The organism is Paenibacillus sp. S150, assembly GCF_019352175.1.
Classification (GTDB): domain Bacteria; phylum Bacillota; class Bacilli; order Paenibacillales; family Paenibacillaceae; genus Paenibacillus_AQ.
The window spans coordinates 1-25266 of record NZ_JACBYI010000053.1; the positions used below are offsets into that span (position 1 = coordinate 1).

Annotated in this window: 23 protein-coding genes; 6 read left to right on the plus strand and 17 right to left on the minus strand. The window is 55.9% G+C overall.

The genetic code is table 11. The annotated features are described in order from the left end of the window. Positions 1–1209: 1209 nt before the first annotated feature. From HYD27_RS28655 to HYD27_RS28665, 3 genes are all read right to left on the minus strand, one after another. On the minus strand, positions 1210–4437 hold the full coding sequence (locus HYD27_RS28655; protein ID WP_219221020.1) for a cellobiose phosphorylase: 3228 nt from the start codon (positions 4435–4437) through the stop codon (positions 1210–1212). 193 nt (positions 4438–4630) lie between these two features. Next, positions 4631–5968, minus strand: a complete 1338-nt coding sequence (locus HYD27_RS28660; RefSeq protein WP_219221023.1) for a glycoside hydrolase family 30 protein — start codon at positions 5966–5968, stop codon at positions 4631–4633. Positions 5969–6055: 87 nt separating this feature from the next. Next, positions 6056–7072: a LacI family DNA-binding transcriptional regulator gene (locus HYD27_RS28665; RefSeq protein ID WP_219221025.1), complete on the minus strand. Its 1017-nt coding sequence runs from the start codon at positions 7070–7072 to the stop codon at positions 6056–6058. 205 nt (positions 7073–7277) lie between these two features. Between HYD27_RS28665 and HYD27_RS28670 the strand changes: the two genes are divergently transcribed. Next, the gene (locus HYD27_RS28670; RefSeq protein ID WP_219221027.1) at positions 7278–8093 is read left to right on the plus strand and encodes an HNH endonuclease; all 816 of its coding nucleotides are present in this window, start codon (positions 7278–7280) and stop codon (positions 8091–8093) included. 87 nt (positions 8094–8180) lie between these two features. On the opposite strand, the gene HYD27_RS28675 is transcribed toward HYD27_RS28670, so the two are convergent. Next, complete coding sequence (locus HYD27_RS28675; protein ID WP_219221028.1) at positions 8181–8372, minus strand: YwbE family protein; 192 nt, start codon at positions 8370–8372, stop codon at positions 8181–8183. A gap of 155 nt (positions 8373–8527) precedes the next feature. Here HYD27_RS28675 and HYD27_RS28680 point away from each other — a divergent pair, with 155 nt between their 5' ends. Continuing rightward, positions 8528–8842, plus strand: a complete 315-nt coding sequence (locus HYD27_RS28680) for a hypothetical protein (protein ID WP_219221030.1) — start codon at positions 8528–8530, stop codon at positions 8840–8842. 34 nt (positions 8843–8876) lie between these two features. Here HYD27_RS28680 and sdaAA read toward each other — a convergent pair whose 3' ends face one another. From sdaAA to HYD27_RS28700, 4 genes are all read right to left on the minus strand, one after another. Continuing rightward, positions 8877–9755: an L-serine ammonia-lyase, iron-sulfur-dependent, subunit alpha gene (gene sdaAA / locus HYD27_RS28685; RefSeq protein WP_219221031.1), complete on the minus strand. Its 879-nt coding sequence runs from the start codon at positions 9753–9755 to the stop codon at positions 8877–8879. Continuing rightward, the gene (sdaAB, locus tag HYD27_RS28690) at positions 9752–10462 is read right to left on the minus strand and encodes an L-serine ammonia-lyase, iron-sulfur-dependent subunit beta (protein ID WP_219221033.1); all 711 of its coding nucleotides are present in this window, start codon (positions 10460–10462) and stop codon (positions 9752–9754) included. Before sdaAB ends, sdaAA begins: the two co-directional genes overlap by 4 nt. A 95-nt stretch (positions 10463–10557) precedes the next feature. Then, on the minus strand, positions 10558–10977 hold the full coding sequence (locus HYD27_RS28695; RefSeq protein WP_219221035.1) for a GNAT family N-acetyltransferase: 420 nt from the start codon (positions 10975–10977) through the stop codon (positions 10558–10560). Positions 10978–11002: 25 nt separating this feature from the next. After that, positions 11003–11587 carry a DUF4269 domain-containing protein gene (locus HYD27_RS28700; protein ID WP_219221036.1) on the minus strand — a complete coding sequence of 195 codons (585 nt, stop codon included), beginning with the start codon at positions 11585–11587 and terminating at the stop codon, positions 11003–11005. A gap of 191 nt (positions 11588–11778) precedes the next feature. Between HYD27_RS28700 and HYD27_RS28705 the strand changes: the two genes are divergently transcribed. Both HYD27_RS28705 and HYD27_RS28710 read left to right on the plus strand, forming a co-directional pair. Further along, positions 11779–12678, plus strand: coding sequence for an SDR family oxidoreductase (locus HYD27_RS28705; protein WP_219221038.1), 900 nt, complete (start codon positions 11779–11781; stop codon positions 12676–12678). A 65-nt stretch (positions 12679–12743) separates the two neighbouring features. After that, complete coding sequence (locus tag HYD27_RS28710; RefSeq protein WP_219221042.1) at positions 12744–13199, plus strand: hypothetical protein; 456 nt, start codon at positions 12744–12746, stop codon at positions 13197–13199. A gap of 17 nt (positions 13200–13216) precedes the next feature. Here the strand turns inward: HYD27_RS28710 and HYD27_RS28715 are convergent, their stop codons facing one another. The 5 genes from HYD27_RS28715 to HYD27_RS28735 all read right to left on the minus strand — a co-directional run bounded on the left by HYD27_RS28715 (position 13217) and on the right by HYD27_RS28735 (position 18171). Next, positions 13217–13384 carry a hypothetical protein gene (locus HYD27_RS28715; protein ID WP_219221043.1) on the minus strand — a complete coding sequence of 56 codons (168 nt, stop codon included), beginning with the start codon at positions 13382–13384 and terminating at the stop codon, positions 13217–13219. 123 nt (positions 13385–13507) lie between these two features. Next, a complete protein-coding gene (locus HYD27_RS28720) occupies positions 13508–15265 on the minus strand; it encodes an NAD(P)H-hydrate dehydratase (protein ID WP_219221045.1) in 1758 nt (585 codons plus the stop codon). A gap of 65 nt (positions 15266–15330) precedes the next feature. Then, entirely contained in the window at positions 15331–15780 is a 450-nt protein-coding gene (locus HYD27_RS28725) for a hypothetical protein (RefSeq protein ID WP_219221047.1), read from the minus strand. 1295 nt (positions 15781–17075) lie between these two features. Further along, positions 17076–17708 (minus strand): NAD(P)-dependent oxidoreductase, encoded by a 633-nt coding sequence (locus tag HYD27_RS28730; RefSeq protein ID WP_219221048.1) that lies wholly within the window; start codon positions 17706–17708, stop codon positions 17076–17078. Between the two features lie 49 nt (positions 17709–17757). Beyond that, entirely contained in the window at positions 17758–18171 is a 414-nt protein-coding gene (locus HYD27_RS28735; protein WP_375373956.1) for a GNAT family N-acetyltransferase, read from the minus strand. 239 nt (positions 18172–18410) lie between these two features. On the opposite strand from HYD27_RS28735, the gene HYD27_RS28740 reads away from it, so the two are divergent. Further along, positions 18411–18719: a hypothetical protein gene (locus HYD27_RS28740; RefSeq protein ID WP_219221050.1), complete on the plus strand. Its 309-nt coding sequence runs from the start codon at positions 18411–18413 to the stop codon at positions 18717–18719. A gap of 327 nt (positions 18720–19046) precedes the next feature. Here HYD27_RS28740 and HYD27_RS28745 read toward each other — a convergent pair whose 3' ends face one another. The 4 genes from HYD27_RS28745 to HYD27_RS28760 all read right to left on the minus strand — a co-directional run bounded on the left by HYD27_RS28745 (position 19047) and on the right by HYD27_RS28760 (position 22441). Then, positions 19047–19268 (minus strand): YezD family protein, encoded by a 222-nt coding sequence (locus HYD27_RS28745; protein WP_219221051.1) that lies wholly within the window; start codon positions 19266–19268, stop codon positions 19047–19049. A gap of 99 nt (positions 19269–19367) precedes the next feature. Next, on the minus strand, positions 19368–20231 hold the full coding sequence (gene cysW / locus HYD27_RS28750; RefSeq protein WP_219221053.1) for a sulfate ABC transporter permease subunit CysW: 864 nt from the start codon (positions 20229–20231) through the stop codon (positions 19368–19370). Between the two features lie 139 nt (positions 20232–20370). Then, entirely contained in the window at positions 20371–21222 is an 852-nt protein-coding gene (cysT, locus tag HYD27_RS28755; RefSeq protein WP_228745410.1) for a sulfate ABC transporter permease subunit CysT, read from the minus strand. 106 nt (positions 21223–21328) lie between these two features. Next, positions 21329–22441 (minus strand): sulfate ABC transporter substrate-binding protein, encoded by a 1113-nt coding sequence (locus tag HYD27_RS28760; protein ID WP_220101803.1) that lies wholly within the window; start codon positions 22439–22441, stop codon positions 21329–21331. A gap of 448 nt (positions 22442–22889) precedes the next feature. Between HYD27_RS28760 and HYD27_RS28765 the strand changes: the two genes are divergently transcribed. Further along, positions 22890–25211 carry an alpha/beta hydrolase gene (locus HYD27_RS28765; protein ID WP_219221054.1) on the plus strand — a complete coding sequence of 774 codons (2322 nt, stop codon included), beginning with the start codon at positions 22890–22892 and terminating at the stop codon, positions 25209–25211. The last annotated feature ends 55 nt before the right edge of the window (positions 25212–25266 follow it).

Below are 25266 nucleotides of genomic sequence, written 5' to 3' on the forward strand. Positions count from 1 at the left end.
ACCGACGTATTTTATGGTATTCTTCATAGTAACAGCTCCTTTCGCATGTAGCTCTGAAATGGTTTCCACTTCCATTTTAACCTACGGTGTGCGAACAGGGGCTGCCTTTCGTTCATCATAACTTAGCATCGGCGGATTAGCGTTTGACGTTTAGCTCATAACATTCGGCATTTGATGCTTGGCGGTTAACGCTTGACGTTTAGCGCCTAGTTTTCAACAGTCGGCGCTTAGCGCTTGACGTTTAGCGCATAGCTTTCGACATTCGGCGCTTAGTGCTTGACGTTTAGCGCCTAGCTTTCAACAGTCGGCACTTAGCGCTTGACGTTTAGCGCATAGCTTTCGACATTCGGCACTTAGCGCTTGACGTTTAGCGCCTAGTTTTCAACAGTCAGCACTTAGCGCTTGACGTTTAGCGCCTAGTTTTCAACAGTCGGCGCTTAGCGCTTGACGTTTAACGCCTAGTTTTCAACAGTCAGCACTTAGCGCTTGACGTTTAGCGCCTAGCTTTCAACAGTCGGCGCTTAGCGCTTGACGTTTAGCGCCTAGCTTTCGACAGTCGGCGCTTAGCGCTTGACGTTTAGCGCCTAGCTTTCGACAGTCGGCGCTTAGCGCTTGACGTTTAGCGCCTAGCTTTCGACAGTCGGCGCTTAGCGCTTGACGTTTAGCGCCTAGCTTTCAACAGTCGGCGCTTAGCGCTTGACGTTTAACGCCTAGCTTTCAACAGTCGGCGCTTAGCGCTTGACGTTTAGCGCATAGCTTTCGACAGTCGGCGCTTAACGCTTGACGTTTAGCGCCTAGTTTTCAACAGTCGGCGCTTAGCGCTTGACGTTTAGCGCATAGCTTTCGACATTCGGCGCTTAGCGCTTGACGTTTAACGCCTAGCTTTCGACAGTCGGCGCTTAGTGCTTGACGTTTAGCGCCTAGCTTTCGACAGTCGGCGCTTAGTGCTTGACGTTTAGCGCCTAGCTTTCAACAGTCGGCGCTTAGCGCTTGACGTTTAGCGCCTAGCTTTCGACAGTCGGCGCTTAGCGCTTGACGTTTAGCGCCTAGCTTTCAACAGTCGGCGCTTAGCGCTTGACGTTTAGCGCCTAGCTTTCGACATTCGGCGCTTAGCGCTTGACGTTTAGCGCATAGCTTTCGACAGCCGGCGCTTAGCGCCTGACGTTTAACGTTTGGACTAGATGCTGTACTTGTCATATGCCATTATTTCTACTCCAGCACAGCACGGATTTCGCTGATCTCTCCCCGCCGCAGAGCTTCGGCCTCGGCACCGCGCAGCTGTGATCCCGAAATCCGGCTTACGCTGCCGTCGCGGTAGGCAAGGGTCAGACTTTGAATCGCAGCCCCATCCCCGCCGAAGGTGTTCAGATGCCGGGGGTTGTGATAGCTGACCTTGGTGCTGCCCAGGAAGGTGAAGGACAGATTTCCCTGCTCATCGAACAGCCAGCCCGGCAGCGCCGGGTCAAAGGACAATGCCAGCTCTCCGTCTACCACCGAGAAGACACTGCTTCCGGCCATCATCGTACGCCACATGCTCAGGAACTCTGCGGTGGAGCCGCTGAGCCTGGCGACGAAGCCCCTTCCATGCGTACCCGGGTCCGGATTGCCGCCCGTAGCGATGAAGGAGGAGTTCTCCAGGGTGCTGCGTCCGTATACAGCCGGGTCCAGAAACGGGATAAGCGAGGTTTTCAGTTCCCCGTAGAATTCCTCATAGAGTCCCGCCTTCAGCAGCTCCAGCAAATATTTGTAGGACATATGCAGGAAATTCGACTCCCGCTCCAGCCAGCCCGGCGTGAACGCGCGCATCCGTCCGATTTCATTGGACTCCCCGTCCAGAGAGACCGAAGTGCGGTACATGGACGTGACCGGATCATACAGTCCGGTTTGCTTGATCCGGTTATAGATGTCCCGGGCCTCGTCCGGGCTGCCCAGCGTCTTCAGCCAGCGGGCCGGGCCCTCCAGAAAATGCGGCAGGGCAACCGCTTCGAACTCTTCCACCACCGCCTTCGGCAAACCGTAGCCGCTGATTACCGGCTGGCCGGAATCGCCCGTCACCGCCTGAAACCGCGTGGCCTCAAAGCGGAAATAGGTCGGAGCCAGACCGCCGCCCATCTCCACCGCAAGGCCGATGCCTTTGTCAAGCTTGAGCAGGAATTGCCCGCACGCCTCACGGATGAACGCAAGCGGTACCGTGCGCTCATCTCCGGCAATACCGAAGCGGATGCGCTCCCGGTAGGACTCACGTGCAGACGCTACGGTATCCCAGTAATCAAACTGCGTGAGCTCCCCTGCCAGTACGGCAATTGTGGCGCTGTGCACCTGCTCAAGCAGCAGGAGCATTTCTGACGGAAGCGCTGCGGTACCGGCAGCATTACCGCTGCTCTCCAGCACTTCCAGCAAAAAGACAATCATCCGCTTCAGCTCAAAGGTCTCGCTCATTCCTGAGCCGAACAGACCCGGCAGGCCGTTCATGGCGTCGTTCCAGCCCGGCTTGTTGCCTTCCATCTCCACCCCCATGCCATAAGGGTCCAGGGTGGCAAATTTGTTCAGAGCCAGAGACAGCATTTTCACGAACAGGCTGGTGCGGTAGATGTCTCCGTGACCGCCTTCCGTACGCAGCCAGTGTGTCTCCGAAGCCTTGCGCTTCAGCCGGTGCAGCTTCTCCTCATCCTCCAGCAGGGAACCGTATTGGCGGACCTTGCCGTCACTCAGCACATATTTCTCGCTGCGCGGCAGCACATAGGCCGGGCTGTCATAGAAGGCATAGGTTTCATCGCCGAAGAGCAGCTCCTGCCTGCGTTCAGGGAAAATATCCAGATAGCCCTCCACCAGATCGAGGTTGTAGGTCCAGTGGTCCGACCAGAACCCTTCTCCGAAGGCGGCTTCAATGTTCTGCTGCGACAGGGCCAGCACACCGCTGAGGAATTTCTCCTCTCCTGTCTTCAGCGTGACGCCATGGTCGGCAATATAATTGATCAGACGGCCAGGGGTGAAGCGGCCCGCGCAGAGCTTCACCAGTTCCTCCCGATGATCCGCTGCCGCCTCATAAATCCATTCCGCAAGCTGCGCAGCCTTGCCCGGCAGGATTTCAAAGGTCGTTCCCTGCACACTGAGCGGATTGTAGCCATCCGCCTGAATCAGGCTGTAGAACATCTTGATATTGAAGCTGCCGACCCGGGGATTGAAGAATACATCATTCCGCCGGTTCTGATTCATGTCGCGGAAATTACCATTGCCCTGGGAATAATATTCCGGGGCCAGCGAGAAGAAGTTGTAATCGCGTTCCATGTCGCCATGCTTGCGCGAAAACAGGTGTACGACAAAGCCGTCTCCCCCGTTGTCGAAGATAAACGGGTAACCGCCCCGCAAAAGATTGTCCAGATAGGACTGCCGGCAGTATGCATCGAACATCGGCGAGGAGGTGCGGGTAGCAATATCCGCCGTCAGCTCCTCGGTCAGACTGGCCGCTTCCAGGGCCTTGGCCGTAATGTATTCATCGCGGCAGAGCGCTGATGCTTTGCGGTTGATTTTGCCGATGTCGTTCACATGCCCAATAATGGTGTTCAGTGTCAGCTTGCCGCCCGGGGAGAGCGTCCGCGCCGCGCCGCTGAACCCGCAAGGCACTTTGTTGACGGGATACTGGGGCAGCTCCAGCAGCTCCGCAAGCGGCAGATCCGCAAACCGCTCTGGATAGATAAGCGACGTATTGCCTCCGAACACCGTCTCAAAATCCACAATCGGCGCCAGCCGTTCTCCCTCTGCCGTGAACGACAGATAGAAATGGCCGCTCATTATTTCGCTCATCTGCGCGTCATCATTCGTGCTGGAGCGCAGCTTGTAGAACGGAATTCCGTTCTCCAGATTATATACTTCCATCCAGCTGCGCAGCAGGTTGCCTATCTCTTTATACCCGCTGTTTTCTACACCGTAAGGCAGGATCTCCGGCAGGCCGTCCAGCAGCTCAAGCTCCAGCTCCGATCCGCTGATATTCTCCAAGTCTACCCGCCGGACCAATGCCGCATAGTCGTCACCCGGCAGATTGAAGTAATGGACGGTTGTTTTCAATCCGTGGCCGGCATGGGCTTCCTCAATGGCCAGCCCGTTCGGCAGAATCGTCATCTTGCGTTTTGCCTTGGGATCTGGCCGCGCCGACTGGAACGGTTCATACAGGTCCGTTGCACCCTTTATCTTAATGAATGTGCGGAAGCCGGACGTGGCTACATTCTTGTAGGAAATATTCGCCGGTGAAAATTCCATGATCGGCGAGTTTTTGTCGCGCACCCCAAAGCTGCAGATCCCCTGGCCCCGGTTAACATAGAAGGTCCACATCGGAATGCCCTTCAGTCCCGCAAGCCCGGGCAGAAAACTGGCAAACGGCTTCCCCTCATGAAACTGCTCCATCACAAATGTACCGGAATCAAAATAATAATTGCTCATGAACTGGCCTCCTTAAAATTATGCTGTACACAAGCGGACACGAATCCGCCGATTTTAAAAGGACGTCATCCGATTCAGCGATACCCGGCCAAGCCAAAACTCCCGCTCCAAGCAGAGTCAACTAATTCCCAGCCCTGAATCTAAGAACAGGGCAGCCAGTCTGGCCGGATAAGCCCGGAAGTGCTGACGGCTCTTACGAAATGAGATGTGTCGCAATGGAGTGCGGCGGCAGCACACATTCGGCCAGTTCCTCATCCAGACCCAGGGTTACACTGCGCGTGTCCTCCCCCCCGTTCATCAGCACCACGGCGATGCTGCCGTCCGGATTGCGGAAAGCGGTGGACAGAACGCCTGCATCGGCAGATTCCAGTCCAATACGCACAGCGCCCGGAGCAATGAACTTGCTGAAATGCCCGATGTAATAATAGGAGCTGTTGTAATGCACCTCATCTGCAGTCGTATCGGCAATAATCGGAGCATCGCAGAAATTGCCCACGTGATTTGGTCCTCCGGTCTCGTCGAGCACCAGGTTCCAGTCGAGATAGCCTTCCGTCCAGGCATTCAGATCGCCGATCATATTCCGCCCGTAACGTTCACCGGTGAACCATTCGCCCAGACGCACACCGCCCTCCTGGCACCCCTCAGTGAACAGCAGATGCTTATCCGGGAAAAGCTCATGCACCCTGGCTACCTTGTCGAATTCCTCGCCTCCATACCAGTGAATGCCTGTACCCCATACATACCGGGCTGCTTCCGGATCGGACAACACAGTGGAAGCGCGTTCGACCATGATATCGCGGTTATGGTCCCAGATGACAATGTTCACATCCTCCATTCCGGCCTCCTGCATTATTGGGCCCAGATGATTTTTGACAAAATCCCGCTCCTCCTCCGCGCTGTATACACAGGAATCCCAGGTCTGAACGGCAGCCGGCTCATTCTGCACCGAGACTGCCCAGATCGGAATGCCCTCCTTGCGGTAGGCTTCTATGAATTTCGTATAGTACCGCGCCCATACTTTCGCGTATTCCGGCTTCAGCGAACCGCCGTTATTCATCTCTCCATTGGTCTTCATCCAGGCCGGGGGACTCCACGGGGAGGCCAGCATCGTGAACGGGCCGCCTTTTACCTCCATCGCGTCTTTGATCAGCGGAAGCACCCACTTGTGGTCATGGTCAATATTAAAGGTTGCAAGCTCTGCATCCCCGTCCTGCACATAAGTATAGTTGCCGAGCGCGAAATCACAGCTGTGGATATGCACGCGGCCCATGCTGTAGTTCAATCCTTCCTCAGGGTGAAAATAACGCCGGATGACCTCCGCCCGCTTCCCCGGGCTCATCCGCGACAAGGTATAGGCCGCCGCCTCAGTGAAAGCGCCGCCAAAACCAAGCATTTGCTGAAACTCCTGTTCCGGCCGCAATTGCACATCGGGCTGCTCTCCGCCTGCGCGGGCTCTGAATACAATCCCCTCTCTCGGGCTTAAGCGCTCTCCCGTATCCTTTGCGGTTACTGCTGAGCGTACTTTTTTCATTTTTTCCAGCTCCTTTATTGTCATTATACGATAATCGAAACCGGTTTCGATTATTCCGAAAAAAAATGCTCTCCCGGCGGAAACCATTCAATCCCCGCCCGGCGGAGCACAGGAATCCCGTACGACCACTTCCACAGGAAGCAGCAGCGCCTCCTGCCCTTGCCCTTTGCCGTCGATTGAAGCGAGCAGAATTTCGGCCGCACGTGTCCCAAGCAGCGCCGTATCCTGACGGATTGTCGTAAGGGCGGGCGATACATACCCCGCAAGCTCGATATCATCATAGCCGATCACCGAAATATCCGAGGGTACGGACAGTCCGTTGTCCTTGGCGGCCATCACGGCGCCCAGTGCCAGCAGGTCACCCGAAGCGAATACCGCCGTCGGACGCTCCGGCAGCCCTAGCAGCTTCAGCATGGCCTCATAACCGCTTTCCCTTGAGAAAAAAGCTCCGTCAACGATATAACCGTTCCTTACCTCCAGTCCCTGCTGCTCCATGGCCGTTATATAACCCAGCTCACGCTGGCTTCCCGGAAAAGAGTTCCTGCCGCCGGAAATATGGGCGATTCTCCGGTGCCCCAGAGATGCCAGGTAATTTACCGCCTGCAGCGCTCCCGCCTGGTTATCCGAGCAGACCGTATGCGACTGCGCCGTATCATAATCAAGAATAACCGTGGGAATATCACTCTCCAGCAGCTCCAGGAAATAAGGGTCGTCATAATCAGACAGAAATACCACTACTCCGTCCACCCCGCGGATCCGGCAATTCTCCAAATAACCGCTTTGCTTGCCTCCGACATCCTTGGAAATGAACATCAGCGCATAGCCTTTGGCTACCGCCACCTGCTTGAAGCTCTCGATAACCGCGCTGAAAAATGGATGGCGGATTCCCATCCCTGTCCCCTCAACAAACAGGACGCCAATGGTCCATGACTTCTTGGTCGTCAAGGTCCGCGCATGCGCGTTGGGCAAATACCCCATTTCCTGAGCCGTCCGCAGAATTTCCTGGCGCGTCTTCTCCCGCACATCGGAATAATTATTGAACGCCTTGGAAACCGTGGTTGGCGAGTATCCGGTTTTTTTGGCAATATCATAAATCGTTGTCAATCGGGTTCACTCCCGCCGGCCCAAAATGAAAGCCCTTTTATGTTCATTGCCATTCTAACGCCTTTGAACGCCGCCGTCCAGCATAAATTAGGTGAACTCCCTTCCAACGCCCGCTGTGTGATTCACCGCACTTTGCGCTATACTAAAGCTACTATCAAAAAAGAAGGGACTGGACAGGCGCGAAGACAGCCTTCCAAACATACCTATGACCGATACCCATCTGCCATTATCCAAACAATGCTCTTACTGTCATCAGTATAAACCGCTCTCTGAATTCCGCAGACGCACAGGCAAACGCTCCAAAGGACAGTCACGCCGGGGCGCCTGCCGGGAATGCCGCAAAGAGCTTGCCGCCGTAAAAGCCAGAACCGCAGTGCGGGTAAAAGGAACCGCAGCTGTTTCAGCCACTGTGATTTCCGATGCCGGATTGACCGATTCGCTCGTGCTTACGCGCCTCCCGGCCCTCCACTCCAACGCAGCTGCCGCCGCTTCCAGGACCGCAGTGCCCCGAGCCCATCAGACTTCCTTGCCGGAGCGCTCCAAGGAAGGCAAGGCAGCTCTTCCGGCACACGGAGTCAAGGGCAAAACACGGCCACGCGGAGCCGACACACGGCGGAAATCGCTGCCGCCAAGAGGTCCGAAGCCTGACCCGCAGGATGCCTCAGCCCTGATTCCTTCGTCCAAGGGCATGATCCTGATGCGCGGCCACAGTGACAAGGGCCGGCGATGGCATCAGGAAATAGACCTTGCGCTGGCCGTGACGCTTGTCAGAGAGCATGCCGCAGTGGTGGTTAACCGCCGCACAATCCGCCGCATATACAGCAACAAGGATTTCCGGGCATTTATTTTGGCCAGGGACAACTATACCTGCCACTTTTGCGGCTTATACGGAGACACCATCGACCACCTGCTGCCTCGCGCCAAAGGCGGCCACACCACGCCGGATAACTGCGTCTGCGCCTGCAACCTGTGCAACCAAACCAAGGCCGATCAGTATGTGGAGGAATTTATGGGCCGGTAACCGGTCCCTCCAGGCAAAAAACGCTCCAGATCCGGGAATATGCTGTTCATGAGAACAGCGCCCTGAGCCTGGAGCGCTTTTTCGCGCTTACGTAATATTTTTGACCCGTCCGACTTGACCGTCAGCCAGCCGCACTTTGATGCCATGCGGATGGCGGGGCGAGTTGGTCAGAATGTCTTTGACCACGCCGTGTGTGAGCTTGCCTGTAGCCTGATCCTGCTTCAGCACAATATCCACCTCAAGCCCGGCGCGGATATCCGCTCTAAGCTGCCCGTTCATGCTGCACTCCCCTTTCTTAAAATATAAGGATGTATATGCTCGGCACACTAAATGAACCTTCTATTTCTCGCTGAAACACTCCGTCCTTTACAAGGACGGCGAAGCCGTTTCTTCTTAAGTTATAATGGAATTACGATTACGGATTAGAGATAAGGATGAGACAACGATGGCCTTCGGGCATTAACAGAGAAGAATTAACCCGTTGGAAACAGGCGGTCTCCGCAGGAGAGATTGCATTCCTGACCCATTATTGGCTGGACCCCCGCTTCCCCGGGCTGACTACAGTAACCAAAGTCGGCTGCAGCAATCTGTCCCGCCTGAGAAGCTGGTGCGAGCAGCACGGGCTGCCGGCCCAGTATATTCATAACCGCAGGCCCTTCCCGCACTTCGATCTTATGGGGCCGAAGCAGCCGGAAATTCTCCGGCAGGAAGGGCAATGGGAACAGCTGGAAAGATTTCATATGCTCTGAATAAACGGAGGCCGGCAAGGATGCAGTCTGCGGACTATTTTTTGTTCCGCAGATCCTTCATAATCTTCCGCCCGGTTGGCGTCTGGGCCAATCCGCCCCCGGCCGTCTCCCGGTGCTTCTCGGGCATGGCCGAGCCAACCTCCAGCATAACCTTGATAACCTCGTCGGATGGAATCACGCTGCGCACCCCGGCCAGCGCCATATCGGCGGCGGCCAGCGCCGTAACGGCCCCGAAGCCGTTGCGCACGATACAGGGAATTTCCACAAGTCCGCCTACAGGATCACAGATCAGTCCAAGTGTATTTTTCAGTGCCAAGCCAACGGCATGCACTGCCTGCGCCGGCGTCCCGCCGCGCAGCTCGGTCAGCGCTCCCGCCGCCATCCCGATGGCCGAGCCAACCTCGGCCTGGCAGCCCCCCTCCGCACCGGACACAAACGAATTGTTGGCAATGACATAACCTATGGCTCCCGCAGCGAACAAGCCGGAGACCATGTAATCATCATCCCAGCCGAATCGCTCCTGGCAGCTCAGAAACACCCCGGGTATAATTCCGCAGGAGCCTGCTGTCGGTGTGGCGATAATGCGGCCCATGGAGGCATTGACCTCCGATACGGCCAGCGCATAGGCCATGGCCTGGCCGGCAGGTCCGCCGAGACAAGGCTCATCCGCAGCATTGTAGGCGGCAACCCGCTGGGCATCCAGGCCGGTCAAGCCGCTGCGGGAGGTGGTATTCTCTGTCATGCCGCGGTGCACGGCTTCTTTCATCACGCCATAATACTGGCTCATGGTGGCAAATTCCTGCTCCTTGGACCGTCCCGATTCCTCGCTCTGCTCCTCCAGCATCAGGGCGCCGATCGTTAGACCCCGTTCTTCGCACAATACAGCCAGCTGGCTTAAGGTTTGAAAATTCATGGTGTGTTGTCCTTCCCCTTCTCTTCTTGCGCGGCTTCATTCAGATCGACCACTTGGACTGATTTGACGGCAGGCAGGGCCGTCAGGTCACGCAGCAGCTCCGGCGTTGCCGCCTCATCCAGCTCCAGCACGGTCAGAGCCGCACCGCTGCGGTTTTTACGGTCCAGGGACATATGCCCGATATTGAACTGGCCTCTGCGCATGACATCCGTAACACTGGCGAGTACACCAAGATAGTCCATATGATTAATCAGCACCGTGGGATACATGCCTGTAAGCTTCACTCCAAAGCCGTCAATATCCACAATTTCAATATTCCCTCCGCCGATAGATGTTCCTGTGAGCGACAGCTCCGTACCCGTCCTTGCACCAACCAGGCGCAGGCGGACCGTATTGGGGTGGGGGAACAGGCCGGTTCCCTGCCCGAAGGAAATATCCATGCCAGCCTCGGCGGCAAGCTCTATGGAATCAGGCAGACGGGAATCATCCGTGGTGAAATTCAGCAGCCCTCCGGCAATCGCCCGGTCCGTGCCATGCCCCTGGTATGTGGCGGCAAAAGAGCCGAAGAAGGTTACCTCGGCCTCACGCGCCGGTTCACCCAGCACCTGCCGGGCGGCCCTGCCGATTCTCGCCGCACCTGCTGTATGCGAACTGGAAGGCCCGACCATCGCCGGACCAATAATAGAGAATACATCTTTGAACCGCATTGTTCAGACCTCCACCTATCAAAATTCGACAATATACTTCACTTTTATATTATACTTCAGCCGCGCAAAAGCTACACCATGACATTCATTGTTACCTAAAAGGTATTCCGGGAAAACAGGACAATGCCATCCCGCTCCTGCCAGCCGAGGCCGCCCCAGAAGCTGCGGCCGAGGCTGTTGCCCTCAATCACCATCAGATGGCATTTGGCAATCCCCTCCTGAAGCAGTCTGTTCAGGCAGAGGGAAACCAGCTCACGGCCGACTCCTTTTCCCCGGCTGGCCCCGCTGACAGCGACATGATACATATATCCCCTGCGTCCGTCATGTCCGCACATTGCTGTACCCGCAAGCGTTCCATCCTCATTCACGCACACCTGGCTCATTCCGGGGTTGCGCTCCAGATAGCGGAGAATTTCTTCCCGGGAGTCCGCTTCGCTGAGATTCATACCTTCCGTATTCTCCCATAAATGGTAAACGTACTCGTAATCATCGGCAAGCATTGATCTGTAGTTCATGGTTTCTCCCCCTCTCTATTATTATTCATATGTACGGATAAGCCCTTGTGCACACAGCATCGAGCTGCTCCTTAGTAAGCCTGCCCAGAGACAGCATGGCTTCATAGGGGTCCCCCTCCAGCCTCAGCAGCCTGGCGAATGCGGGCTCTGTCTTCATGCCTTCGGCCTTCATCGAAATCACCGCCTCTCTGAAGCCGGGCCCCAGCAGGTTCAGTATCTGCTCCTCTACCAGCATATGCAGCCAGGCGTTCTGCTTCTCCGTTGCCAAGGGCTGGCCGAACAGCTCGATCGGCCAGCCGCCTGCACGGAAATTAATTTTGGTACGGACCCTGCCCCCTGCCGTACGGGTCACAGCACGGAACCCTTCCAGCCGGCCGAAATGGCGGCGGGCCTCAGCCGTAAAACGACCCGGATTATACACCTCGCAAATAATATCCAGATCACTGCCTTCCACCTGGATGCCCAAGGGAACCGTTCCCGCCAGCCGCGGATGGTATTCAGTGAGCAGTTCCATGAGGCGCAGCTCCCGCAAAATAAGCCGGGCCTCCCTGTGCACTTCGTTCCCTTGCGCCCCCGCTTCAAAGCCAAGCCCCTCATTCCTCTCAGACATGCTTCTGCCTCCTGTTCATCCTTACGTCATCCCCTAAATCTATCACTGTTTTTTCCCGTGCGCAGCAAGTTTTGAGCGGCAAGCGGGCACGCCATAGTCTGCGGGGCCGGGAGGGAAGGAGCCGCACGCTTTTCTGGGCGCATGCATAAAAATATACAGTAAGACAGAATGCACCTGAGGAGTGTCGCCTAATGAACCCTGTTTACCCCTATTACGGTGAACGTACGGTCTGCCGCGTGCAGCCTGTAGCCTTTCCCCCGCAGCATCAGGACCGCCAGCCGGGACTGGAGAGTCTGATGCAGCCCCGTCCCATCAGCGAGAACCCGGAGAGCCGCGGCAGTGGAAAGCTGCAAGGCAAGGCTGCGCTCATCACGGGCGGGGACAGCGGGATCGGCAAGGCCGCCGCGATTGCTTTTGCCAAGGAAGGTGCCGATGTGGCCATTGCCTACTTGTACGAAGCTTCGGACGCCGAAGCCACGCAGCGGCGCATTGAAGAGCTCGGACGCCGTTGTCTGCGGATTCAGACCGATTTGCGGCACAAAGCAAACTGCACCCAAGCGGTGGAGCATACGGTGCAGACCTTCGGCAAACTGGACATCCTGGTCAACAATCACGCTGTGCAGTATCCGCAGCAGAGCCTTCTGGATATCTCGGAGGAACAGCTGTACCAGACGTACCGCACAAATATTTTTCCGTTCTTTTTTCTGACCCAGGCCGCATTGCCGCATCTGCAGCGTGGAGCTTCCATCATCAATACTGCCTCAATTACAGCTTATCGAGGCAACAAAGAGCTTATTGACTACTCTTCCACCAAAGGCGCTGTTGTCTCCTTCACCCGCTCTCTTGCGCTGTCGCTGGCCGACAGCGGAATCCGCGTCAACAGTGTGGCTCCCGGACCGGTGTGGACCCCGCTGATTCCTTCCAGCTATACCGCCGAAGAAGTCAGCATATTCGGAACCGATACCCCCTTTAAGCGGGCAGCCCAGCCCTATGAGCTCGCCGGAGCCTATGTCTACTTAGCGGGTCCGGATTCTTCCTATGTCACCGGAACCTGCATCCATGTTAACGGAGGAGACATGGTTACAAGCTAAACAGCCGCCGGAGGGATTGTTGATCCCGGCAGCCGCGTTCACTTTCCCTGAAAGGTTGTTGAATTATGAACAAGATAAAGGATTACGATCTTCCGTCTGTCAGGCTGAGTGCAGGCATGTACGCGCTCACGAAGCTGTCCGCGGCCGGTTTGACGTTCATGCTGGTCTCCCTGGTTATGCTTGGATTTCCGCAGGCCGATGGTGTGCCGGAGGGTTGGCCAATCTCCGTGCCGTATGCCATCTACGCTTACGGACTGCCGGCGGCTCTGGCAGCGGATGCGCTGCTGCGCATGTTCCGTTCTGCTTCCTTCGGCCCGGCTCTTGTGCTGTACGCCGCCACTGGCTTTGGAGCAGGCTTATGGCTGGCCTCGGAGCAGGGCGGCGACGCGGTGATTTGCGGCATCGCCGGAATTATGGCCCTGCTGCTGTTCCGGCTTGCGCAGCTGGCCGGAGAGAAGCAGCCGCTGCTGCTTCCTGTATTCGCCCTGTTCGTTCCGCTGCTCTGCCTGGTGCTGTTCTGACGTGCGCGCAGGTGCAGTCAGCAGCGTGACTGTGGTGCAGGCATGCGCAGGGTAACGGCTACAGAGCAAGGCTTCTTGCGCAGCATGCAGAGTGCGGCAGGCTGCACATCCCGCCTGGCCCTATTTATAGGCTCCGCCATCGCATTGCGCATGCGGATTCCAAGTGCGAAGCAGGTCTCACTCATTCTCTCATTCACAGCTCCCAGTTGCGCATTCCGAAGCTGAAATGTGGCGGGGCACATGAAGTGCAAAACGTACCATAGCATTCTTTGCGCTTTTTACGTATATCAGCGTCCTGTCCTTCCCGGTCATAGCGCCTCGATAATATCCCCGGCGGTCAATGCCGACGGGTCATAGCGCAGGCGGGCTGCCCTTTCCCCCGCCAGTCCGTGCAGATAGACGCCAAAGGCCGCTGCCTGAGCGGCATTCAGTCCCTGCGCGAGCAATCCGGCAATGATGCCGGTCAGCACATCGCCCGCACCGCCGGTCCCCATGCCCGGATGGCCTGTGATATTCACATAAGCCTCTCCTTCAGGCGTTGCAACCACCGTATGGGCCCCCTTCAGCACAAGGGTAACCGCGTGCTCCCGGGCATAAGCCAGCGCCAGACCGATCCGGTCCCGCTGCACCTCAGCCGTAGACATCCTGGCCAGCCGGGCCATTTCCCCGGGATGGGGCGTCAGGATCACCGGATGGCGGCGGCTTGCCCAGGAGCTGTAATCGCTGTCCGCCAGGATGTTGAGCGCATCGGCATCGATGACAAGCGGAGCTTCAATGCCTTCCCAGAGTATACGCAGCCAGTCCTGATCGCCCTCAAACCGCCCGAGCCCCGGCCCCACGGCGGTGACATCCCTGCCAGAGCCAAGCCGCAGCACTTCTGCGGCAGTCCCGGCGCTCCAGCTTCCGCTTGCTCCACCGGCCGCTGCCAGCATCAGCTCCGGGGCTGCTCCTATGACAGAAGGCAGCAGCAGCGTCGGCAGCGCCCAGGTCACCAGGCCGCAGCCTGTCCGCAGTGCGGCGCGGGCCGCGAGCAAGCCTGCGCCGCTCATGCTCAGGCTTCCCGCCGCCAGCAGGACATGCCCGTAGGTGCCTTTGTGGCCCTCGGGCGAGCGGCGGCGCAGCACGTCAACCTGCAGACGTGCCCGCAGCACCTCCGGCGTCAGCAGGCTGGCCGGCACGCCGCCCTCCCCGGCCAAGGCAGCGGGGATGCCGATGGAGCGGACCACCACCTGCCCGGCGCGGCCGGCGCCGGGGAACTGCAGCAGCCCGCGTTTGAGGAACGCGAGGCAGACCGTCACCGCCGCATGAATGCAAGGCTCATGCGCCTGGCCCGTGTCCGCATCCAGCCCGCTCGGGATGTCTGCGGACACAATGGGCTTGCCGCTGGCGTTCGCGGCGGCAATCAGCTCCGCATAGGCACCGCGCGGGGCCCCCGCGCTGCCGGTGCCGAGCAGCGCATCCAGGATGCCGCTGCATGCGGCCATGTCCACCCGGTCCCGGCCGTAGACTACGGCGGGCAGGCCCATAGCTGCAGCGGCACCCTGCTGCAGGGCGGCTTCGCCGGCCAGCGACTCCGGCGCGGCCGCATACACCAGCGTGACGGCGACGCCCGCCTCACGCAGGTGCCTGGCGGCGGCGATGCCGTCGCCGCCGTTATTGCCTTTGCCGACGAGGACGAGCCAGTGCTCGGCGTCGGCATGCTCAAGGGTCAGCGCGTCATCGCCGCTGACCGTGAAGCCCGGCGGCCGGATCCCCGGGCCGCCGCTTCCCGGTGCTTCGGCGTCCCGCAGTCCGCCTGGACCGTACGCTCCTTCGTTCCGCCTCCTGCCCGCATTGCCGGCCTCCGCCCACCCCGGCTGTCGCGCACCTTCACCTTCGCTTGCCTCGCCTGCCTGTCTCCATGCAGCAGGGTACACGCCTCCGCCAGAACCGCTCCGGCACAGCTTGATGATCTCCTCGGCAATGGCCCTGCCCGCATTTTCCATCAGCGCGATGGCTGGAATGCCCAGCCGTTCTATGGTCTGGCGGTCCAGCTCCCGCATTTCCTCCGCAGTTACCGCATACATAAGCCCAGCCTCCTTCGTATTTGCTTCGATTGTACTTGGTACAGGAGGCTCAGGCAAATTAGACCTCAGAACCTGCGCCTCACCCGTCTCAACAAAGGTATTTTTACCTTTGATTTCTTCTCAGACTCCCTCACCCGCCTCAACAAAGGTATTTTTACCTTTGATTTCCCCTCAGCCGCCCTCACCCGTCTCAACAAAGGTATTTTTACCTTTAATTTCCCCTCAGCCGCCCTCACCCGTCTCAACAAAGGTATTTTTACCTTTGATTTCCCCTCAGCCGCCCTCACCCGCCTCAACAAAGGTATTTTTACCTTTGATTTCTTCTCAGACTCCCTCACCCGCCTCAACAAAGGTATTTTTACCTTTGATTTCCCCTCAGCCGCCCTCACCCGTCTCAACAAAGGTATTTTTACCTTTGATTTCCCCTCAGCCGCCCTCACCCGCCTCAACAAAGGTATTTTTACCTTTGATTTCCCCTCAGCCGCCCTCACCCGCCCCAGCTTCCACAAAGGCATTTGTAACCTTCTTAATTCTATCTGAATGCCCTTTCCCTCTGCTGTCTGATATTAGCAGACCCTCTATAGACAAGTTCTTCGAAAAAGTCGTGGGCTGCATGCCGGCTTTCCTCCTCTAGCTAACTATGTACTGAGATCAGCCGGCTCTTATGAAAAGCTAAAAGAGATTCACCAACACCGCTTTCTAATATATAAAAAGACCCTCCGGCAACGGAAGGTCTTACTTTCGTATTTACTATATAGATTGAACTTGTGATTGTTATAGTTTAGGTTCGGTCGTGACTCCAGAGAATGTTTGGACTTCCGGCCGCTGACCGTCTGCAGATTTCTTGATTCAATACCGTTGTTCGCGGTGGAAATCCGCAGACAAAGGCGGACGCTTCCGCTCCTGCAGTTCCAAAATCCCCTTCCGCCACTCTTCCTTTTTCTATGATGTTTTTAAGTTCAATCTATATAGTTGCAGTTTAAATTGTATCATAAGCAGATTTGTATTCGTGCCTGCATTTCATCCATATCCGCATTCGCTTTTGCATCTCATCCATATCTGCACTCGTACCTGCATTTCATTCATATCCGTATTCGCTTTTGCATTTCATCCTTATCTGCACTCGTGCCTGCATTTCATTCATATCCGTATTCGCTTTTGCATCTCATCCATATCTGCACTCGTGCCTGCATTTCATTCATATCCGTATTCGCTTTTGCATCTCATCCATATCTGCACTCGTACCTGCATTTCATTCATATCCGTATTCGCTTTTGCATCTCATCCATATCTGCACTCATACCTGCATCTCATCCATATCGGCACTCGTACCTGCATTTCATTCATATCCGCATTCGCTTTTGCATTTCATCCATATCGGCACTCGTACCTGCATTTCATTCATATCCGCATTCGCTTTTGCATCTCATCCATATCTGCACTCGTACCTGCATTTCATCCATATCCGTATTCGCTTTTGCATCTCATCCATATCTGCACTCGTGCCTGCATTTTATCCATATCCGTATTCGCTTTTGCATCTCATCCATATCTGCACTCGTACCTGCATTTCATCCATATCCGCAATCATTTCCGTATCGTTTCCGAATTCATATCTGCATTCGTTTCTACAATTCATACGTTTCTGCATCCAAACCGGCATTCCATCTCAGCATCCATATCATCATTCCATCTCCGCATTCTTCTCAACATCCATATCAGCATTCTTCTCAACATCCATATCAGCATTTTGGTGCTGATCAGCGGAGCTGCTGCGCAGGCGCAGCAGGCTTGCTGCCCCGCCAGCATCTCAGTACCCAACTGTAAACCGGGTCCGGCTGAAGTTGCCTTCTTCCAGTTCGTCAATGACGGCTACGGCAAAATCCTCCACGCTGATGCTGCTGTTTCCGTACTCATCCACCACCAGCCGGTCCAGGCCGATGCGGAACTGTCCGGTCCGGCGGCCTGGACGGATGACCGCAGGCGGACTGATGTAAGTATAGTCGAGTGCGAAGCCGCTGTAGATCTCATAGGCATGTCCATGCGCTTGCGCAAGCGGCCGGAATTTCTCCGGGAAATCAGGCGTGTCCATCAGCCACTCACCCGACTCCGTCTTCAGGCTGCCCGCTCCGCCAATAACCAGCAGGCGCTCCAGACCGGCAGCCTGCATGCCATTGAGCAGACTCTCCGCCGCACGGAGCAGGTCATTCTCCCGCCCGGCAGCGGGACCAAACGCGCTGATAACCTCTTCATGTCCGCGTACAGCCTCCGCAACCCTCGCCGGGTCCATAATATCTGCGGCAGCAACATGCAGATGCTCATGTTCAAGCTCCAGTGCAGCGAGATTGCGGACCACTGCGGTGACCTCGTGCTTTCTTTTTAACGCCTCCTGTACAATGGCTCTGCCTATCGTTCCCGTTGCTCCAAAAACTACAACATCCATATCCCAAACCCTCACTTTCTCCTGCTGCATAACCAGGTGGCTTAACTCATCAGCGCCTCAGGTACATTCCCTGTGAATCAGGCATTACCGGCTCGAAGCCATACTGCGCATATAGTCTGGAGGCTTCCCCGTCGGCAATAAGACTGATGTAAGCCCTCTCCGGCACCGAATCGAGAAAGCTTCTGATCTCACGCATAATAATCTTTCCCAGCCCGCGCCCTTGCCTGGAAGGCTTAACGGCAATATCCGTGACCTGAAAAAAGCAGCCCCCGTCCCCGACCACACGTCCCATTCCTACAAGCGAGTCCCCCTCGTACAGGGTCACGGCAAAAATCGATCCGGGCAATCCAATCTCTGCTCCCTCGGCGCTCATCGGACTCAAACCGGCTTCCATACGCAGTGCCAAATATTTTTCTACGGAAGGCCGTTCATAACGGATATCCAGCTTTTCCGGAATCATCATGCTTGTCTCTCCTCTCTCCCCATGCTGCCTGCTTTGCTGATACCAATATATATGACGGCACCGCTGCCAGGCAAGGAAGGGCCATCCGATGAGCCGGGAGATGAAACATTATGCTTTACAGAACGTACTACCACCATAAACCAATGTTCTTTAAGCTGCAAAATATTCTACGCCCGTATTCTTGGGTAAACTGTGGAATAGGATCATAATATTATGCCGAAGGGTTAGGTGAAGTAATCATGACTCCAATAGGGAAGCTGTTCAAATGGGGAACTTTTTTATATGAGGCTTTTCTGACACTGCCGCTCATAGGAGGCGCTTTTGTTGTAGCCAATGCCTGGATTCCGCTTGGTATAGCCTTTCTGCTGCATGCGGTAGCCGTAGTACTTCTGATGAGAGAGCGCGGACCTGTTATCGGCAACGTGGTGGGGGTTATCACCTCGGTTGTCGCTTTAATTCCTTTTGTCGGCTGGATTATGCACGCTGTTACTGCGGTCATCCTGCTCATCGAGGGGCTATCCGCTTCACGGCGCACACCACGCTACTAATGCGGAATTGCACTACTCTCAGTAATTCAGAAGCCCCCATCCTAATTTCACAAGAAGCCTGGATCGAAAATTGCCCGGCGCGATGAGGATAAGGCTGCATTGCCCCTGTCTGCTCCAAAAACCGGATGACAGCAGTCCGGAGCACCTGCGCTTTGCAGATATTAAGAAACCTATTCTGTCAAGTAGAAACGGTTACGCCGTCCTTATAGGGGATGGGGTGTTTCAGCGAGAAATAAAAGGATAATGGATAGCGTGAAACATATCAATTCTTATATTTTCAGAAAAAAAGAAAGACCTTCAGATTAATGAAGGTCTTTCCTTGTGTGGCTATCCTCGTCCCGCAGAACGGGAATCGGTCCGCCGGCTTCCGGCCTCTCCACTATAACGTGCATTTGCATTGCTGTTCTCAAAACGCTTGCGCTCTGTCCGCTCCATCTGCACAATCTGTCCTTCATGCACTACGATGTGCAGAGAACCGAATTCCATATCGTCCAGAAGCTCCGCAATCCGCGTAAGCCATACCTCATCCACTTTCAGCGGCTTAGCCATTCTCCAGCCTCCCTTTCCCGGACAGGGGTGTCCTCCACCAATCCCGTAATTACCAAGCTGTATACTATGATTTAACTTAGCACGGAATCAAAAGAGCTGTCAATGAGCATTTTTGCGTGTAAGCCAGCTTTTTACGATCATCGTCACCAAGGCCAACAGCAGCAGCAGTGAGGCAACGGCGAAGGAAGCCGAAAATTGATATTCATTATACAAAATTTCGACATGCAGCGGCAGCGTGTTCGTCTCGCCGCGAATGTGCCCGGATACAACGGACACCGCGCCGAACTCTCCCATTGCCCGTGCATTACAGAGGATAATCCCGTACAACAGGCCCCATTTGATATTCGGCAGCGTCACACGCCAGAAAATTTGCCAGCCATGCGCACCAAGCGTAATGGCCGCTTCCTCCTCCTGTGTGCCCTGGTCCTCCATCAGCGGAATCAGCTCACGGGCCACAAAGGGAAAGGTTACAAACAGAGTGGCGAGCACAATGCCCGGAAGAGCAAACACAATCTTAATGTCATGGGCGCTGAGCCAGGAGCCAAACCAGCCGTTCGAGCCGAACACCAGCACAAAGATCAACCCCCCGATTACCGGCGATACGGCAAAGGGAAGGTCAATCAGTGTAATCAGAAATCCTTTGCCGCGAAAACGGAACTTGGTCACCGCCCAAGCGGCCATTACCCCGAACAGCGTATTCAGCGGGACGGTGATCACAGCGACCAGCAGTGTCAGACGCAGGGCAGAAGCGGCATCCGGATCAGTCAGCGCCGCCAGAAATACATCCCACCCCCGCTTCAGCGCTTCTGTCAGCACCACGATCAGCGGCAGGGCAATAAGCCAGAACAGCACCAGCCCGGCCGCAGCAATCAACACCCATTTCACGGCCGAGGTTTCAGTCGTTGCGGGTGAAGCGGCGCTCCGTTGCGGTCCGGGGGCAGCCATAGGGACAGTACCGGCCATGATTTTACCTCCTGAATTTTTGTTAGGACTGCTTCGATGATTCAGCTTCGTACAAAAATCACTTCGTAAGCTTACGCTTAAGTTTTGTAAGCATAGACTTCATAGCGTTGCTTCGGCAAAACTCGCTTCGTAAGCCTTCTCACCGCGAAGTCTTGCGGACCCAGCGCTGCAGCGTGTTGATTACGAGCAGCATCAGGAAGGAAATGAGCAGAAGCAGCAGCGCAACTGCGGTTGCTCCGGCATAATCGAACTGCTCCAGCTTGGACATGATGAGCAGCGGGGCGATTTCCGTGCGCATCGGCATATTGCCGGAGATGAATACCACCGAGCCGTATTCCCCGATTCCCCGGGCAAACGCCAGCGCGAAGCCGGTAAGCAGCGGCGGAATCAGCTCTGGAAGCACGATGCTGCGGAACGTCCGCCAGCGTCCGGCTCCCAGCGTTGCCGAGGCTTCCTCCATATCCCGGTCCAGGTCCTCGAGCACCGGCTGTACGGTACGTACGACAAAGGGAATACCGATGAACATCAGCGCAAGCGTAATGCCCAGCGGAGTGAAGGCGACCTTAAGTCCCAGCGGCTCAAGCATGGAACCGATCCATCCGTTCTGCGAATACAGCGCAGTCAGGGAGACACCCGCTACAGCTGTCGGGAGCGCAAACGGCAGATCAATCAGGGCGTCGAAAATCCGTTTGCCCGGAAACTCGTAACGCACCAGCACCCAGGCCAGAAGCAGCCCGAGAAAAGCATCTGTCAGGGCCGCTGCGGCCGCAGTGCCCAGACTGATGCGATAGGAGGCCAATACACGCGCGTCTGTAGCGACATCCCAGAATTTGGCCCAGCTGAGCCCTGTCGAATTGAACAGCAGCGCAGATAGCGGCAGCAGCACGACAAGACTCAGGTACAGCACACTGTAGCCCATCGTAAGCCCGAAGCCCGGCAGCACCTTGCGCCGCGCCGCAGCCGTAGTGGTGACATTCATTGACCTATTCATCCCTTTCCTGCCTTCGGCTTATGGGCCGATCAGCTACCCTGCACAATCTGCTTGCCATAACTTTACTCCTGCTATTTTCTCTGTATTTTCAGCCGCTTTCCGGCTCTTATTTGGCTCCAGGCACATAAATCTTATCGAAGATTCCGCCGTCGTTGAAATGCTTCTCCTGAGTTTCTTTCCAGGTTCCGAATTTATCCGCCAGCGTGAACAGCTTGATCTCAGGGAATTTCTCCTTGTATTCCTCTTTCACGCTCTCCAGAGTCGGGCGGTAGTAGTTCTCCGCAGCGATTTTTTGCCCCTCTTCGGTGTAGAGATATTCCAGGTAAGCTTCAGCAACCTCGCGGGTGCCCCTTTTATCCACAACCTTGTCAACTATGGCAACCGGAGGTTCGGCCAGAATGCTCTCGGAAGGGTTGACGATTTCAAATTTGTCCGGGCCAAGCTCCTTGATCGACAGATACGCTTCATTCTCCCAGGCAATCAGCACATCACCGATTCCGCGTTCTACAAAGGTGGTTGTAGACCCGCGCGCCCCGGTATCCAGTACAGGCACATGCTTGAACAGCTCCTGAACGAACTCTTGTGCCTTGGCCTCATCATTATTATTCTGGTCAAGCGCATAGCCCCAGGCTGCCAGGTAGTTCCAGCGGGCACCGCCCGATGTCTTCGGATTCGGGGTGATGACCTCTACGCCTTCTTTCAGCAGATCCGGCCAGTCCTTAATGCCTTTAGGGTTGCCTTTGCGTACAAGGAACACAATCGTTGAGGTGTACGGCGAGCTGTTATGCTCGAATTTGCTTTCCCAGCCTTCATTGATCAGTCCTTTATCCTTCAGCGCATCAATGTCGTAGCCAAGGGCAAGGGTAACCACATCTGCTTCAAGACCTTCAAGCACTGCCCGGCTTTGTGCGCCGGACCCGCCATGCGACTGCTTAACCGTGACCTTCTGGCCGGTTTCCTTCTCCCAGTAGGCAGAAAACGCCTTGTTATAATTCTCGTACAGCTCACGTGTAGGGTCATAGGAGACATTCAGCAGCTCTACCGGATCTTTCACCGGAGCCTTCGTGGCCTCCGCTGCCCCTGACGCATTGCTTGCTGCCGGCGCATCTGTTGGTGCAGCCGCTCCATTGCCCGAATTGTTGTTTCCGCAAGCGGTGAGACCTGCCGTCAATACTAATGTGAACCCTGCGATAAGCCCCTTCTTAAGCCCTTTTTTCATCACAAACCACTCCCCCGTAATTTTCTGTTGGTCTTTCCTTATTTCTGACACCCCATGAAGTTCTGATAACTTGCATTTCAGCAAAAATAGACAGAGGAAGGCCCACTGATGGCAGGTCAAACCGGTCCAGTGACACGTGTCTGCGAACCTCTTGCAGGCGTTCCTCCGACTGTACGGTAAGAACCTTATTCAATTATTCCTACCCATTTAGTAGGTTATAGGGATATAATACTGAAACCTCCGCACCCTGTCAAACCTTTTTTTCAAAATAGCGAAAAGTTATTTTCATCCCTGCAGACGGCAGCAAGTGGCGGCTGTTCCTGCAAGACCCACTTGTTATTGGAGCGTTAAAGTAATATTATTGCTACATCTTAATAGGTCAAATTCATAGGTCAGATAACAGGTCGAAATAAAAGCGAAATTACCGCAGCTACCGGGGGAGACGATCATGGGAATGAATCTGGAGTATGCGCCCGCACCCGCGCCGCAGCGGCCACCGCTGCACAGGCGCATCCTGGGAGAGCTGTCAAGACGCATCCTGGGTACGTACCGCTACGATACACACCTATGGAGGACGGCCCTTGCCGGCCCCTGGGCGATATGCTTTTTGGTTTTTGCCGCAGCTGTTCTGGGCATACCTACCGGACTCGGAACCGCTGCCGATATAATGCTGGCAACCAGTGCTTCAACTCTTGTCCTGGCATTGGCCGGGAATATTCTGGCGGTATTGCTGGCCCTGACCGGGCTGCGCATCCCGCGCCTCTTTGCGGGCTCTTTATTAAGCACCTTCGGCGCTGTCCTGCTAATCTTTTATTTTGCCGATTTGGAGCTTGAAGCCGCAGCCGCCGTGGCTGTGCTCTCCGCTCTGCTCGGAGGGCTGGGCGGCCTGGCAATGGGACTCCTGCGCAGCCGGCGGTTCACCATGGGACTGCTGCTGGCAGTCGTCGTGCTGGTCTCCCCGCTGGCCCTTTCCACCCAGGGCAACGGCGATGCAGCACCGGAAGCGGCGGCATCGGCAGATAGCCCGGCTGCCATAGCAGCCGAGAATCCGGGAGAGCCGGGGCCCTATACCTATCACAGCTTCACCTATGGCAGCGGCCAGGATTTGCACCGTACAGAATATGGCGGTGGTGCAGAACTTATCACTCCTGCAGCAGATGCCTCTGCCTATATTACAAGCTGGCCCAAGCTGCGCACCTTATTCTGGGGCTTCGATTACAGCGCGCTTCCCGTTAACGCCCGGGTCTGGGTGCCTGATGGAGAAGGACCTTATCCGCTCGTGCTGATAGTGCATGGAAACCACATGATGGAGGACTATTCGGATGGAGGCTACGCCTACCTGGGCGAGCAGCTGGCCAGCCGGGGATTTATCGCGGTTTCTCTGGATGAGAACTTCCTGAACTATTCCGCCTGGTCGGGCATTCCCGACAATGATTTCAAGGTGCGCACCTGGATGATCCTGAAGCACCTTCAGCAAATAGGTGATTTTGCGGAGCAGCCCGGCACTCCTTTCTATCATAAGGTGGATTACACCCGGACCGCCCTGCTCGGGCACAGCCGGGGCGGGCAGGCCGCTGCCATGGCCGCCGATGCCGGACGCTGGTTCAAGAACGACCCGGTCCTTGCCGCAACCAAGCAGTTTCACATTGCTTCAGTAATTGCTCTCGCGCCCACAGACAAGGCCGTTGATGATCAGCAGGCCCGCCTGGTGGACGTTAATTACCTGACCCTGCAGGGCGCACGCGACGGTGATGTACATGATTTCTACGGGGACCGGCAGTATATCCGTTCTTCTTTTACAGGAGCCGGGTCATCTTTCAAAAGTTCACTGTACATCGCCGATGCCAATCACAGCCAGTTCAATACTAGCTGGGGATTGTACGACCAGTCACTGCCGGCGGGATTGCTTCTGGACCGCACGGATATTATGGATGGGGAGGCGCAGCGGCAAATCGCCAAGGTCTATGTCACCGCCTTTCTGGAAACTACTCTGCATGGAGCGGAGACCTATCAGGCCCTGTTCCGCGATTACCGCAGCGGCCTGCAATGGCTTCCGGATACCGCATACTATAACCGTTTCCAGAGCGGTGATTACATCCCTGTGGCTACCTTTGACGAAGACCGCAACAAGAATACCGTCACCGGCGGGACTGCGCAAGCAGAGGGGCTCACCTGGAGTGAGGAGGTCGCCAAGGACCGGGAATCCAAGAGCAAAGCCACCTATGGCCTCCTGCTGGAGCGCAATGCAGAAGACGGCGAAGAAGCCTCATACAGCATCAAGCTGACCGACAGCGTAGCCAGTGAGCTTGCCGAGTCGGGAGCTGCAGGCCTGACGTTCTCCATGGCTAACCGCAATGCCGACGCCGGCGGCACAGAGGAAGAAGCTGAGGCAGCTCCGGCGGCCTCCCCCAATGTGGAGGTCGAACTGACAGACAGCAATGATGTTGCAGCCCGGCTGCCTCTGGATGAAGTGATGGACATTCTCCCGCTGCCGCAGACCCGGTTCACCATCATCCCCTGGCTTGAGGAGCGGATAAGCGACGGCAAATACAGCAATCCTTCGGAGGCGGTATTCCAGACCTACGAGCTGCCTTTTGAACTTTTTCTTGAAGAAGAACCTGAGCTTGAACCGGATAATCTGAGTGAAATCACCTTTTATCTGCAGGAGGACGGCGACAAAATCATGCTGGACGATATCGGGTTCTACGATAAAGGCAGCGGAATTGACGGCTCGAAGCAAACCGCCATTATACTGCAGGCAGAAAAATAACAGCCGACAGCATATAATATATATACTTATCCAGTTGAAAGAAGGTGCCTCGCCT

What these genes read in the sequence shown, in the direction of transcription:
- HYD27_RS28655 (WP_219221020.1), bottom strand. Translation starts at nt 4,437, where the DNA reads ATGAGCAATTATTATTTTGATTCCGGTACATTTGTGATGGAGCAGTTT.
- HYD27_RS28660 (WP_219221023.1), bottom strand. Translation starts at nt 5,968, where the DNA reads ATGAAAAAAGTACGCTCAGCAGTAACCGCAAAGGATACGGGAGAGCGC.
- HYD27_RS28670 (WP_219221027.1), top strand. Translation starts at nt 7,278, where the DNA reads ATGACCGATACCCATCTGCCATTATCCAAACAATGCTCTTACTGTCAT.
- HYD27_RS28675 (WP_219221028.1), bottom strand. Translation starts at nt 8,372, where the DNA reads ATGAACGGGCAGCTTAGAGCGGATATCCGCGCCGGGCTTGAGGTGGAT.
- HYD27_RS28680 (WP_219221030.1), top strand. Translation starts at nt 8,528, where the DNA reads ATGAGACAACGATGGCCTTCGGGCATTAACAGAGAAGAATTAACCCGT.
- sdaAA (WP_219221031.1), bottom strand. Translation starts at nt 9,755, where the DNA reads ATGAATTTTCAAACCTTAAGCCAGCTGGCTGTATTGTGCGAAGAACGG.
- sdaAB (WP_219221033.1), bottom strand. Translation starts at nt 10,462, where the DNA reads ATGCGGTTCAAAGATGTATTCTCTATTATTGGTCCGGCGATGGTCGGG.
- HYD27_RS28695 (WP_219221035.1), bottom strand. Translation starts at nt 10,977, where the DNA reads ATGAACTACAGATCAATGCTTGCCGATGATTACGAGTACGTTTACCAT.
- HYD27_RS28700 (WP_219221036.1), bottom strand. Translation starts at nt 11,587, where the DNA reads ATGTCTGAGAGGAATGAGGGGCTTGGCTTTGAAGCGGGGGCGCAAGGG.
- HYD27_RS28705 (WP_219221038.1), top strand. Translation starts at nt 11,779, where the DNA reads ATGAACCCTGTTTACCCCTATTACGGTGAACGTACGGTCTGCCGCGTG.
- HYD27_RS28710 (WP_219221042.1), top strand. Translation starts at nt 12,744, where the DNA reads ATGAACAAGATAAAGGATTACGATCTTCCGTCTGTCAGGCTGAGTGCA.
- HYD27_RS28715 (WP_219221043.1), bottom strand. Translation starts at nt 13,384, where the DNA reads ATGAGTGAGACCTGCTTCGCACTTGGAATCCGCATGCGCAATGCGATG.
- HYD27_RS28720 (WP_219221045.1), bottom strand. Translation starts at nt 15,265, where the DNA reads ATGTATGCGGTAACTGCGGAGGAAATGCGGGAGCTGGACCGCCAGACC.
- HYD27_RS28725 (WP_219221047.1), bottom strand. Translation starts at nt 15,780, where the DNA reads ATGCCTTTGTGGAAGCTGGGGCGGGTGAGGGCGGCTGAGGGGAAATCA.
- HYD27_RS28730 (WP_219221048.1), bottom strand. Translation starts at nt 17,708, where the DNA reads ATGGATGTTGTAGTTTTTGGAGCAACGGGAACGATAGGCAGAGCCATT.
- HYD27_RS28735 (WP_375373956.1), bottom strand. Translation starts at nt 18,171, where the DNA reads ATGATGATTCCGGAAAAGCTGGATATCCGTTATGAACGGCCTTCCGTA.
- HYD27_RS28740 (WP_219221050.1), top strand. Translation starts at nt 18,411, where the DNA reads ATGACTCCAATAGGGAAGCTGTTCAAATGGGGAACTTTTTTATATGAG.
- HYD27_RS28745 (WP_219221051.1), bottom strand. Translation starts at nt 19,268, where the DNA reads ATGGCTAAGCCGCTGAAAGTGGATGAGGTATGGCTTACGCGGATTGCG.
- cysW (WP_219221053.1), bottom strand. Translation starts at nt 20,231, where the DNA reads ATGGCCGGTACTGTCCCTATGGCTGCCCCCGGACCGCAACGGAGCGCC.
- cysT (WP_228745410.1), bottom strand. Translation starts at nt 21,222, where the DNA reads ATGAATAGGTCAATGAATGTCACCACTACGGCTGCGGCGCGGCGCAAG.
- HYD27_RS28760 (WP_220101803.1), bottom strand. Translation starts at nt 22,441, where the DNA reads ATGAAAAAAGGGCTTAAGAAGGGGCTTATCGCAGGGTTCACATTAGTA.
- HYD27_RS28765 (WP_219221054.1), top strand. Translation starts at nt 22,890, where the DNA reads ATGGGAATGAATCTGGAGTATGCGCCCGCACCCGCGCCGCAGCGGCCA.